This window comes from Rufibacter soli (genome assembly GCF_054781795.1).
In genome coordinates this window covers 407611-419550 of sequence record NZ_BAAGTS010000005.1, presented here as the reverse complement: position 1 = coordinate 419550, position 11940 = coordinate 407611, and the positions used below count along the sequence as shown (strand labels likewise).

9 protein-coding genes are annotated in these 11940 nt (G+C 52.8%); 5 read left to right on the top strand and 4 right to left on the bottom strand.

Annotated elements, in window-relative coordinates:
• Positions 1 to 131 precede the first annotated feature (131 nt).
• The 5 genes from pth to ACYVJQ_RS16190 all read left to right on the top strand — a co-directional run bounded on the left by pth (position 132) and on the right by ACYVJQ_RS16190 (position 6036).
• The gene (gene pth / locus ACYVJQ_RS16210; RefSeq protein WP_460894156.1) at positions 132 to 692 is read left to right on the top strand and encodes an aminoacyl-tRNA hydrolase; all 561 of its coding nucleotides are present in this window, start codon (positions 132 to 134) and stop codon (positions 690 to 692) included.
• 261 nt (positions 693 to 953) lie between these two features.
• On the top strand, positions 954 to 2168 hold the full coding sequence (locus ACYVJQ_RS16205; protein ID WP_460894155.1) for an MFS transporter: 1215 nt from the start codon (positions 954 to 956) through the stop codon (positions 2166 to 2168).
• Positions 2169 to 2455: 287 nt separating this feature from the next.
• Positions 2456 to 3661, top strand: coding sequence for an MFS transporter (locus tag ACYVJQ_RS16200; protein WP_460894154.1), 1206 nt, complete (start codon positions 2456 to 2458; stop codon positions 3659 to 3661).
• Positions 3662 to 3763: 102 nt separating this feature from the next.
• Complete coding sequence (locus tag ACYVJQ_RS16195; RefSeq protein ID WP_460894153.1) at positions 3764 to 4933, top strand: lactonase family protein; 1170 nt, start codon at positions 3764 to 3766, stop codon at positions 4931 to 4933.
• 131 nt (positions 4934 to 5064) lie between these two features.
• Entirely contained in the window at positions 5065 to 6036 is a 972-nt protein-coding gene (locus tag ACYVJQ_RS16190; protein WP_460894152.1) for an NAD(P)H-quinone oxidoreductase, read from the top strand.
• A 531-nt stretch (positions 6037 to 6567) separates the two neighbouring features.
• On the opposite strand, the gene metG is transcribed toward ACYVJQ_RS16190, so the two are convergent.
• From metG to ACYVJQ_RS16170, 4 genes are all read right to left on the bottom strand, one after another.
• A complete protein-coding gene (gene metG, locus ACYVJQ_RS16185) occupies positions 6568 to 8613 on the bottom strand; it encodes a methionine--tRNA ligase (RefSeq protein WP_460894151.1) in 2046 nt (681 codons plus the stop codon).
• A gap of 669 nt (positions 8614 to 9282) precedes the next feature.
• Positions 9283 to 9648 (bottom strand): hypothetical protein, encoded by a 366-nt coding sequence (locus ACYVJQ_RS16180; protein WP_460894150.1) that lies wholly within the window; start codon positions 9646 to 9648, stop codon positions 9283 to 9285.
• A 10-nt stretch (positions 9649 to 9658) separates the two neighbouring features.
• On the bottom strand, positions 9659 to 9964 hold the full coding sequence (locus ACYVJQ_RS16175) for a hypothetical protein (protein ID WP_460894149.1): 306 nt from the start codon (positions 9962 to 9964) through the stop codon (positions 9659 to 9661).
• A gap of 56 nt (positions 9965 to 10020) precedes the next feature.
• Positions 10021 to 10848, bottom strand: a complete 828-nt coding sequence (locus ACYVJQ_RS16170; RefSeq protein ID WP_460894148.1) for a DUF3050 domain-containing protein — start codon at positions 10846 to 10848, stop codon at positions 10021 to 10023.
• Between the last annotated feature and the right edge of the window lie 1092 nt (positions 10849 to 11940).

Here is an 11940-nt window from a genome sequence, read left to right as displayed (position 1 = left end):
TTTGGTCAAAACATGTAACTGGCAACTGAAAACAGACAACTAAAAACTACCTTTGCGGGATGTTTAAAAATTTACTGAGTTGGTTTGGCGGCAAACAACAGACGTTGCCAACAGATGATACTCCTTTAGATATGAAATACTTACTTGTGGGCCTGGGAAACATTGGCCCGGAATATGCCAACACACGGCACAATATAGGTTTTATGGTGCTGGACCATCTGGCCAAAAAACACGGCGCCTCTTTTGATACCGGCCGCCATTCTTTTGTCACAGAATTCAAATCCAAAGGCAAGCATTTTACTTTGGTAAAGCCTACCACATTCATGAACCTAAGCGGCAAGGCCGTAGCCCATTGGCTGAGCGTGCTCAAGATCCCGGCAGAGCAGATGCTAGTCATCACCGATGATCTGGCTCTACCTTACGGCAAACTAAGAATGCGGGCCAAAGGCAGCGCCGGCGGACACAACGGTCTCAAGCACATTGAACAGACACTGGGCAACAATGAATATCCAAGATTGCGATTTGGGGTTGACTCTCAGTTCTCCAAAGGCCGGCAAGTAGACTACGTGCTCAGCCCTTTTTCAGAAGATGAGCAGATTGACCTTTCCACCCACATTGAGAAAGCCGCCGAAATGTGCGAATCCTTCGGGACTATTGGCCTGGAGCGCACCATGAACTTCTACAACAAATAATCCATTTACCCGGAAATTCCTGTTTTGAGGCTATTTTTGAGAAAACGGCCTCAAAACAGAATATCACCCTGCCCCGCTGCCACCTTGGTAAAGGCCATTTGTGCTCTCTCCGTAAACGGAAGGCCCAGTTCAGCTTGCGTGGAACCAAGATTAGAATCAAAAACCCAGAAATCGCCTGCGCACACTACCAGCAGGGCCTCCCCCTTCTTTTGGAATTATCCAAATTTATCTCCATTTTGTAGTGGACAGCCAGCAACCCTTATGATCTTATCCCTTTACCGAAACGCCTATGGCGGGCTTTCCCGGGAAGCCTGGCTCCTGACGGGCGTGGTCTTCATTAACCGCAGTGGGGCCATGGTGGTCCCGTTCCTGAGCGTGTACCTCACAGAGGCGCTGGGGTTGCCTATCAAAGAAGTGGGTGTGCTATTAAGTGTGTTCGGGATGGGGGCCATGGTAGGCAACTTTTCAGGCGGATGGCTCACCGACCGGCTAGGGCATTTTAAGGTTCAGCTGTTAAGCTTTCTGTTAGGCGGGGCCTGGCTGTTGGTGGTGCTTTGGTTTCAGCGGTTTGAGTTTCTGGTGGGTGGTCTGTTCCTGCTAAGTGCCCTCACCGAGTGCCTCAGTCCGGCCACGGCCTCTGCGGTAAGTGCGTATTCCAAGCCAGAGAACATTACCCGCGCCTTTTCGCTCAACCGATTGGCCATGAACCTGGGCTTTTCTATTGGTCCGGCGGTGGGCGGCATGCTGGCCATGGTTTCCTACAAGTTGCTTTTCGTAGCCGATAGCCTTACCTGTATAGCGGCTGGGGCTGTCTTTTTCTTCCTCTTCCGGCAACGGAAAGGAACCTCCGCTCCCCCTGCCCCAGCGGTGCCCGAAGCCGTAACCGCGGTTTCTGAGTCCGTGCGCTCCCCATACCGCGATGGCCTTTTTGTGCTTTTCATTGCCTTGTGCTGTTGCTACCTGATTGCGTTTTCACAGTTTTTCACCACCATGCCCCTGTATTGGCATCAGGTCTATCACTTGTCTAAAATGGAGATTGGCGCCCTGCTAGCCTTCGACGGTTTGCTGGTCTGCCTCATGGAAATGGTGATTGTGTACCTGATTGGCAACAGATACGCCCCCTGGAAAATGATTGTGTCCGGGTTGCTGCTATTGGCGCTTTCCTTCACGCTCCTGAACCTGGCGCACGGGGTGCCGGTGCTGGTGTTTTCCATTATTTTCCTGGCCTTTTCTGAAATCCTGTCCCTGCCTTTCATGGCTTCGCTGGCGGCCAAACGGTCAGGGGCGCAGAACCGTGGCTCCTATATGGGCTTGTACACGCTGGCTTACTCCGTGGCGTATATCATTGGGCCTTTGGTAGGCACCACTATAATTGACAGCTTCGGGTTTGGCACCTTATGGTGGGGAGTGAGTGCCGTTTGCCTGGTGACTGCGGCCGGGTTGTTTGTGGTGGTACGCAAGCTGAAGGTCTCCTAAGGCAAAGGGGTCTGATCACATTGGCTGCTTCTGTTTTAGGCCCGTTTTCCTAAAAACGGGCCTAAAACAGAAGCAGCTCCCAGACATGGCTACCTTTTCTTTTGGAAAGCCGTGTCACAATAAACGTTCCTTCTGCCTTTCCTCCACAAGCTACCTCTACTTTTCCTGCTGACCCATTACGGCCTATTTGCCGCATCATAAAAGCAAGCCAGGTATTTAGCTGATAAACCGCTTTTTCAGACTATTGCATTGGGCGCATTTGCCTACTTTTGTGTCTTTGCCGCCCCATGCCCAGAATTCTTTCCCTTTACCGCAATGCCTTTGGTGGCCTCTCCAGAGAAGCCTGGCTGCTGGCGGCCGTCATGTTCATTAACCGAAGTGGGGCCATGGTGGTGCCGTTTTTGAGCGTGTACCTCACGGAGTCTATGGGCTTCAGCCTGAAACAGGCCGGTATCCTGCTGAGCCTTTTTGGGGTGGGTTCCATGTGCGGCACGTTCCTGGGCGGCTGGCTCACTGATAGAATTGGGCATTTCAAGGTGCAGTTCTTTAGCCTGGTCTTAGGCGGAAGCTGGTTCTTTGTGATGGTGCAACTGCAAAGCTTTGCCTTCTTTGCCGGCGGCATCTTCGTTTTGAGCACCCTTACTGAGTGTTTGCGGCCCGCCAATGCCTCTTCCGTGTCTTCCTATGCCCGCCCCGAGAACGTGACCCGCGCCTTCTCCCTCAACCGCATGGCCATCAATCTGGGATTTTCCATAGGCCCGGCCCTGGGCGGCATACTGGCTACTATTTCCTTTAAATGGCTCTTCCTGGCAGACGGCTTCACCTGCCTGGCCGCCGGAGCGTTTTTCTTTTTTTATTTCCGGCACCGCCAGGGCCATGCGCCGGTTTCAAAAGCACAGCGCCAGGAACCCCAAACCCGCACCCCGTACCGCGACGGGCTCTTTCTCCTTTTTGCCGTGCTATGCTGCTGCTACGCCGTGGCGTTCTTCCAGTTCTTCTCCACCATGCCTTTGTACTTCCGGCAGGTATACCACCTCTCTAAGCTGGAAATTGGCGGGTTACTGGCGTTCAACGGACTTTTGGTCTTCGGGCTGGAAATGGTGATTGTGTACCTGCTAGGAGATAAACATGCCCTCTGGAAATTAATTGTCACCGGCTTGCTCCTCTTGGCGGCGGCCTTCGCGCTACTTAACCTTTTGCACGGCTTCTGGGTATTGGTTCTCTCGGTGCTCTTGATGAGTCTTTCTGAGATGTTTGCCATGCCGTTTATGAGTACGCTTACCGTGCAGCGGTCGGGTCCTTATAACCGGGGATCTTACATGGGACTCTACAGCCTCTCCTATTCCGCGGCCCACATTCTGGGCCCTTTTCTGGGTACCACCACCATTGCCAACCACGGTTTTGAAACGCTTTGGTGGGGCGCCACCGGGCTTTGCGTGGTGGCAGCAATGGGGTTTTACCTGGTAGTAAGACGGCTGAGCGCTACCAATTAATTTTTCCGTTTTAGGGCCGTTTTTCAGAAAACGGCCCTAAAACGGAAAAGCCTTTCTATCTTTCCGCCTATAATATCTCTTTCCTGAACCGCTGTGCTTACTATGAAATTTTTCCCCGCCTCCCTGCTTTTCCTGAGTATAACCCTGGCTGCCTGTACCGCCGTTAAACAAGGCCAATCTCCCAAGGAAATGATGGTTTACGTAGGCACATACGCCAAACAAGACAATGAAAGCATTTTTGGTTATCGCCTGAATGAAGAAACCGGTGAACTTAGCCAGGTCCTGGCTGTAAAAGGCGGTGAAAATCCTTCGTTTCTGGCCATAGCCCCCGACCGGAAACAACTCTATGCCGTCAATGAAACAGGGAACTACCAGGGTCAGAAAAGCGGGGCGGTCAGTGCCTTTGCCGTAAACCCTAAAACCGGCGATTTGTCCTTCCTGAACAGTCAGCCTACCTTGGGTGGCGCACCCTGCTACATTAGCCTGGACCAGCAGCACAAGGAAGCCATGGTAGCCAATTACTCCGGTGGCAACGTGGCCGCCTTCCCGATTGAGCATGATGGCCGTTTGGGAGCCGCTTCTTTCACGGCCCAGCACACGGGCCAGGGCCCGAAAAAGCAGCAGAACGCCCCGCATGCCCACTGCATCATCCCAGACCCTTCGCATGAATTTGCCTTGGCCGTTGACCTGGGTATTGACCAGATTGTACGCTACCAATGGGGCCCTGAAGGCCGCCTGACCAAAACCGCCCAACCGGCGTTTAAGGCGCAACCCGGCGCCGGTCCGCGGCACCTCACTTTTCACCCCAACAAGCGGTTTGCCTACGTGATCAATGAACTCAACTCCACCTTGTCTGCGCTTACCTATGACGCCGTGACCGGCACCTTCACGGAGGTGGAAACCGTATCTACGCTGCCCGCAGGGTTCACCGGCGAAAGCTTCTGCGCTGATGTGCACGTCTCCGCTGACGGCCGTTTTGTGTATGGCTCTAACCGGGGTCATAACAGTCTGGTGGTGTTCGCCATTGATGCTAAGACAAATAAACTCACTCTGGTGCAGCACATTGGCGTGGAAGGCAACTGGCCCCGAAACTTCGCCCTTAGCCCCTCTGGCAAAACGGTGCTTGTGGCCAACCAACGCTCAAACAACATCACCACCTTCAGGGTAGATTCGGCCACAGGCAAACTAAGCTATACCGGTCATTCCACTAATTTGCCGTCGCCGGTTTTCCTGCAGGTGTTGCCCGCTTTCCCAGACTCACCCAAAAAATAACGTGGGGCTGTTTTGGCCCGTTTTCCTGAAAACGGGCTTAAAACGCTTTTTGCCTTGTTACCGATTACACCACCGCAACCTCTTTTTCCGGAGCGGGTATAGTTGTACCAGACGTACCCTAAGTGAAACTGATGAAGGCAATTGTGATCACGGCGCCCGGCGCCCCAGACGTATTAAAGCTCCAGGAAAAGACCGTTCCCGCGTTGCTCTCGCACCAGGTTTTAATCAAGGTGAAGGCCGCCGGCGTGAACCGCCCAGATGTGGCCCAGCGCAAAGGACACTATCCGCCCCCGGCAGGTGCGCCAGCTGATATCCCGGGCCTGGAAGTGGCAGGCCTGGTGGAGGCCTTTGGCTCTGAGGTAACCCGGTGGCAACCCGGTGATGCCGTCTGCGCCCTTTTGCCCGGTGGCGGCTACGCCGAATATGCCGTGGTGGACGCCCGCCACTGCCTTCCGGTACCAACCAACTGGACATTTGCCGAGGCTGCCTCCCTCCCCGAAACCATTTTCACGGTCTGGCACAACGTCTTCCAGCGGGGCAACCTGCAACCCAGTGAGGCCTTTCTGGTTCACGGCGGAAGCAGCGGCATTGGCATCACCGCCATACAACTAGCCAAGGCCTGGGGTGCCACCGTGTACGCAACCGCCGGCACCAATGAGAAATGCCACGCCTGCGAAGAACTAGGCGCCGACCAATGCCTCAACTATAAAACCGAGGACTTTGCCCAAGCCCTGAAGGAAAAGGGCGTGGACGTGATCCTGGACATGGTTGGCGGCGACTACATCACCAAGAACCTGGACATATTAAACCCTGACGGCCGGCTGGTGTTCATCAATGCCATGCAGGGCGCCAAAGGCGAGTTTGACGTGCGGCAGATCATGCAAAAGCGCCTCACCATTACCGGCAGCACCCTTCGGCCCAGAGACGCAGATTTCAAGGCCGCCCTAACCACTGACATTGAGCGCCAGGTGTGGCCGCTGCTGCTGGCAGGAAAATTCAAACCGGTTATCTACCAGACGTTTCCTCTATCTGAGGCCGCCCAGGCGCACGAATTGATGGAAAGCAGCCAGCACATTGGAAAGCTGGTGTTAGTGGTGGAGTAAGCAAGCCAACCGCGTGCACCAGAAGCTGGACCGAGCTATTGAAAGCTTGTATTGATGAATAAAGAAAGCATTGTTAACAGATCAGTCCCACTCAACAGGACTCTTAATTCCTAGCAAGGCTTTATCTGGTTGACGCCTGGGCATACCAAACCCCGCTCAACAGCCCTCCTTGATCTCGCACCCTTCTTCTGTCATTTTGGAAAGATTTTGTGGACGAACTAGTTACGCATTTACTTAGCCGTTACTACCGTTCGCCCACAAGATCCTTTCAGGATGACAAGAGAGAGAGAAGCAGAGGGTAACGGGAGAAGGTAATATTGGTTGACAATAGCGGATGATAATAGTAGATGGCTAGAGCGATGTCAGAGAAGAATGACAATAGTTGATGACAAAAGAGGCTGACAAAAGCGTATGAATAAAAAGGAAAGGCGCACTGCTATGAGCGGTGCGCCTTTCCTTTTTATTCAGGTTTCCGTTTTGGGCCCGTTTTCTGAAAAACGAGCCCAAAACGGAATTCTTAATTCTACATTCTTACGATACTCCGCCGCCGTTCACTACAGGTTTAGAAGGCTGCATGAAGGCTAGGGAACCGTCAGCATTCTCGGCCATAAGGAGCATGCCCTGGCTCACAATGCCTTTGATTTCACGGGGGGCAAGGTTTACCAGCACGCTTACCTGTTGGCCAATAATCTCTTCGGGGTTGAAGTGCTCGGCGATGCCGCTCACAATGGTGCGTTGGTCCAGGCCGGTGTCTACTTTCAGCTTCAAAAGCTTCTTGGTTTTGGCTACTTTCTCAGCTTCCAGGATAGTACCTATGCGGATGTCAATTTTGGAGAAATCCTCAAAGGTGATGTCTTCCTTGGCGGACGCGGCCACGGCGTTCTCCAGTTCGTTGGCTTTCTTGGTATCCAGGAGTTTCTGCACCTGGGCCTCAATCACGCTGTCTTCAATCTTCTCAAACAACAACGCACCCTCGCCAATCACGTGACCGGCCGGAAGCAAATCAGGAGAACCCGACTGGTCCCATTTGCCGGCGGTGTATTGCAGCATGTTAGCTAGCTTACCGGCGGTCTCAGGCAGGAACGGCTCAGCTAGAATAGTCAGGCTGGCAGAGATCTGCAGCGCGATGTTCATGATGGTCTCTACCCGTGTGGCATCGGTTTTAATAAGTTTCCAAGGCTCGGTGTCGGCCAGGTACTTGTTGCCCAGGCGGGCCAGGTTCATGAGTTCGCCTAGGGCTTCCTTGAAGCGGTATAGCTCCAGGGAGGCGGCGATCTTCTCGGGGAACCCGGCTAGTTGGGCTAGCACTTCCTGGTCATAGGCCGTGAGTTCGCCGCGCTGCGGGATAGCGCCCTGGTAGTATTTGTGGGTGAGCACCACCGCGCGGTTGATGAAGTTCCCGAAGATGGCCAACAGTTCATTGTTGTTTCTGGCCTGGTAGTCTTTCCAGGTGAAGTCGTTGTCCTTGGTTTCGGGGGCGTTGGCGCAGAGAACGTAGCGCAGCACATCGGCTTTGCCGGGAAGGTCTTGCATGTACTCATGCAGCCACACGGCCCAGTTGCGCGAGGTGGAGATTTTGTTGCCTTCCAGGTTCAGGAACTCGTTGGCGGGCACGTTGTCTGGTAGCACGTAGTCGCCGTGGGCCTTGAGCATGGCCGGGAAGATGATGCAGTGGAACACGATGTTGTCCTTGCCGATAAAGTGCACGAGCTTGGAGCCCTGGTCTTTCCAGTACAGTTCCCAGTCGGGCGTGAGGTCTTTGGTGGCGGAGATGTAGCCGATGGGGGCGTCAAACCACACGTAAAGTACCTTGCCTCCGGCGCCTTCCACGGGCACGGGCACGCCCCAGTCCAGGTCGCGGGTCACGGCGCGGGGCTGCAGGCCTTGGTCAATCCAGCTTTTGCACTGGCCGTACACGTTGGTTTTCCAATCGTTTTTGTGGCCTTCCACAATCCATTCGCGCAGCCAGGGCTCGTATTGGTCCAGAGGCAGGTACCAGTGCTTGGTCTCGCGGAGCACGGGTGGCTCACCGCTGAGGGTGCTTTTGGGGTTGATGAGGTCGGTGGCGTTGAGGGAGGTGCCGCAGCTTTCGCATTGGTCGCCGTAGGCGTTATCGTTGCCGCACTTGGGGCAGGTACCCACAATGTAGCGGTCGGCCAGGAACTGCTGGGCCTTCTCGTCAAAGTACTGCTGAGTGGTCTGCTCTATGAATTTGCCTTCGTTGTAGAGCTTCAGGAAGAAATCTGAGGCCGTCTGGGCGTGCGTCTTGGACGAGGTGCGGGAATAGATATCAAAGGAGATATTGAAGTCCGCGAAGCTCTGCTTGATGAGCTCGTGGTACTTGTCTACGGCTTGCTGAGGGGTGATGCCCTCTTTCTTGGCCCGGATGGTGATGGGAACGCCGTGCTCGTCTGAGCCGCACACGAATTTCACGTCGCGGCCACGGGAGCGCAGGTAGCGGGCGTAGATATCGGCGGGGATGTACACGCCGGCCAAGTGCCCAATGTGGACAGGACCGTTGGCGTAGGGCAGCGCGGCGGTAAGGGTATATCGTTGGGGATAGGAAGTATCAGCCATGTGGATTGTGTTAGGGTGCAAATATAGCGAAAATGCAGGGAGGTTTTTCTTTTGCCCCTTTTAGACGGAGGCGAAATGCTCTTCGAAATGAGGTTTGTTTCAAGTGAGCGGGTTTGGATAAAGGATTTGCTTACGCTTTGGAATTTCTGGTTGTCTAGGGCTTCGCCGTAGTTGGTCTTCTCACCGAAAACTTGGACTGCTTCTCAGTGGCAACTGCCTTTTACCCATTCTCCATTCCGGTTAACCCTTGGCTTGTCTGCTTGTCTATAGCTTCATGGGCTGTATTGTTCCATCTGTTCTCTCCGAGCGCTCACGGCCGCGAGGCCCCGCCTTCCGCCCTCGCGCTGTACCCTCTCGCCTGGCCCCGCAGGGCCTGCCGCTGGCCGCGGCACCGGATCGAGTGCTAGGCGCTCAGCCGAAAGGCTGGAAACAAGAAATGCGTGGTTTTATAGTTTAAAGAGACATTTATAGGTAAAGGTGTTTTAGGCACGTTTTTCTAAAAACAGGCTCAAAACGGAATAACGCTTACTAAGCGCAGACTCTCCCTTTGAGGTGTCGATGGAGTTGTTACATAGAAAAGGATCTAAAACAAAACGCTGTCTCTCTGCGCGTTGCAGAGAGACAGCGTTTTGGGCCTGTTTTTAAGAAAACGGCTTTAAAACAGAAGGTCTATTGGTTCCGGCGCCGGCGGGTGGTATCTGGCCGGGGCGGGAGCGCGGGCCGCCGGATAGTGTCTGGGGCCACGGGCTGCCGTCCGGGTAGGATTTTTTGGCTCCGCATGGCAGGAGTTTGGTTGGCCGGAGCGTTGGGGTTACGGTCTTCTATGTTCTTTTTCCGGTTCACGTCGCTGGCCTGCTCGTTCATGTCCCGTACCGTGGGGGAAGTAGTGTAGGTACGTTGGGGTTCAGCGGGTTCCAGCACCGGATTATCCCGCGACGAGGTACAGGCTTCGGCCAAGGTTATGCTTACCAGCAAACCACCCATTAAAAACGTTTTACGCCCCTTTTCCCAAAAATACCCCCGAAACGTTTTCATAGGCTTTCCCTTAACGGGCGTTGCTTTGGCTCAGGTCCTGATCATCCAACTCCTGCACCGCCTGGAAACCCACCTCCGTGAGCCGCAGGCCGGCTGGGTCTGGCGTGGCGTAGCCCTGGTTGCGTAGGTGCTCCTCAGCCCTTTTTTGCACATCTATGTAATGGTTGTGCTCGTCTTCCTTGTGCAGGAAAGGATAAATCTCTTCCCAGCCAAGCACCTCATCTGCCTGGGTACCTTTTGTTTTGAAGGCCTTTAAAATGAGGAAACCGGTATTCTCAATGTTCTCGCTGTTGGAGCTCAGGTTTTCTAAATCCATAGTTCTAGGTGTTAACGTCTGTGGCTTTACAGTACGAGAACCTTTTGCCAAAGGATTTAACCGCGCTTCTGCCGCTGAATGGTGGCCAGAATGCCATCCCACAGATGGAGGCGCATGCGGTGGCAGGCTACGGCCTCCTCCCGGCATTCCTCCCATTTCTGGTCATCGTCTCCGCACAACTCAGAGACCATCTGCATGGCCAACGGCGAGTGTACTTCCTCGTCCAGGTGAATGTGGCGGTCCATGTAGTATTGGAACGTATCAAGGGTACCGGGGTAGCGACGGTTCATGTCACCGATAAGGCACCGGAACATGTCTGGCACCACGTCTTCGCGCCCAAAGGTAAAGGCCGCGGCAATGCGGTGCGGCTGCCCGCTCTGGATGATCTGGAAGGTGTGTTTTACAAAGTCCTGGGTGTGGCTAGGGATAGGCAATTTTTCTAACTGCGTATAAACGGCTTTGCCATGGCCCAGCCCCTCAATAAAATCCTTGATAACCTGGGTATCTGCGCCGCATTCATCCATGGCCCGCACGTAAAGCTCAAAATGGCTAATAGGTAGGCCATCTGGGTCTATATCGGTTTCCTCTTCCAGCACAATTTCATTGATGAGCCGCCGATGGGCGGGGTTGCCGTGGGGGGTCCAGGGCACGTCAACGCAGGTAAGGTGCCGCTGCAGGCTCTTAAGCAGGCTCATAAAGTCCCAAACGGCAAACACGTGGTGTTCCATGAACGGGCGCAGATCAGCTAAGTCATAGATGGACTCATACAGCGGGTGCTGCATCAAGGCATCTCTGTGGGGTTTTAGCTCTGCCTGAAGCCATTGGATACGTTCCTGGGAAATGGGCAAGGGTTGGGTTCTGGTTTTTTCTAAGATGGCGGCCATAAAAAAAAAGATAGATGGAGACAAAGCGAAGCAGCGGCAGACCTAAGGCCTTAAAAAGGGCACTTCTCATTCAAGAGTGTATTTCCCGGGCCAGGTATTCCAGTGTTGGTGCATACGAAAAAAACGAACGCACGTTTCCCACTAAACTACGAAGGAAGTCCCACTTTGCCAAGCAGGCATTCTATCTATCCAATACTTCTTTAAAGACTACCACAAAAGACCAGTTTTTTCTAAAAGGTACTCACAGAAATGCGGCCTAATGGCCCTATGCAGCCATTTACTTTCCAGAGGTGGTAGTAAGGAAAAGAGGTTGGCTGGCGGCGACATTTAGCCGCGAAGGCATCATGACCCGCCAAATTTGAGGGCTTGGAAAGGAAGGGGCATTACCATAAAACAGCTCTGTAAAAGTCCACTTTGGCACTTAGGATTGGATGAATAATCACATATTCACCACCAGATTTTATCTAATCAAAATATCATTCCTATCTTATACCCAAGCCTTTTTAACGAAATAAATTATTTTGTATTGTTCCGATCATAAATTCCTGTTTACTTTAGCATATCATTCTTAAAACCAGGCCCATTATACTTTATTATACAATCTTTAAAATGAACTGATACTTTACCACACGCCGCTGTTTGCACAATAGACATAAAATGGTAAGAATCAGATTAACGGACACTTACCGTTATAAGCCACAAAAATAAAATAAGTACAATATAAATTAATATTACAAAAATTAAATAAAGCAAAAGACAAATGTGCACACCTTGATTTCCCCCTTTCCCTGTTTTGAAGCCTAGCCGCCACTTAGGCTTGCAGTGTCTCAAAGTAAAGCCGAAGGCGCAAGCCATACTCCAGGACAGAAATCTTTAAGGTGGAGAAGAAAGCAGAAAGGTCAAGACCAGCATAGGTCTGCTAACAAAAGAAAGGCCGAGAGCACCGGCAAAGAGAAATTTACCTGATACAGAATTGAAGCTTACCAGATCGCCGAGAATTAAAGGCGGTCTTTTTTTCAAACCTATCGCAGCCTCGTTTGAATTCATTCAAACGAGAAGTTTTTAGAAAGGTTACAGAAAGCACCTGTTTTT

Coding starts and splice junctions, on each gene's coding strand:
- pth (WP_460894156.1), top strand. CDS start 132: ATGAAATACTTACTTGTGGGCCTGGGAAACATTGGCCCGGAATATGCC.
- ACYVJQ_RS16205 (WP_460894155.1), top strand. CDS start 954: ATGATCTTATCCCTTTACCGAAACGCCTATGGCGGGCTTTCCCGGGAA.
- ACYVJQ_RS16200 (WP_460894154.1), top strand. CDS start 2,456: ATGCCCAGAATTCTTTCCCTTTACCGCAATGCCTTTGGTGGCCTCTCC.
- ACYVJQ_RS16195 (WP_460894153.1), top strand. CDS start 3,764: ATGAAATTTTTCCCCGCCTCCCTGCTTTTCCTGAGTATAACCCTGGCT.
- ACYVJQ_RS16190 (WP_460894152.1), top strand. CDS start 5,065: ATGAAGGCAATTGTGATCACGGCGCCCGGCGCCCCAGACGTATTAAAG.
- metG (WP_460894151.1), bottom strand. CDS start 8,613: ATGGCTGATACTTCCTATCCCCAACGATATACCCTTACCGCCGCGCTG.
- ACYVJQ_RS16180 (WP_460894150.1), bottom strand. CDS start 9,648: ATGAAAACGTTTCGGGGGTATTTTTGGGAAAAGGGGCGTAAAACGTTT.
- ACYVJQ_RS16175 (WP_460894149.1), bottom strand. CDS start 9,964: ATGGATTTAGAAAACCTGAGCTCCAACAGCGAGAACATTGAGAATACC.
- ACYVJQ_RS16170 (WP_460894148.1), bottom strand. CDS start 10,848: ATGGCCGCCATCTTAGAAAAAACCAGAACCCAACCCTTGCCCATTTCC.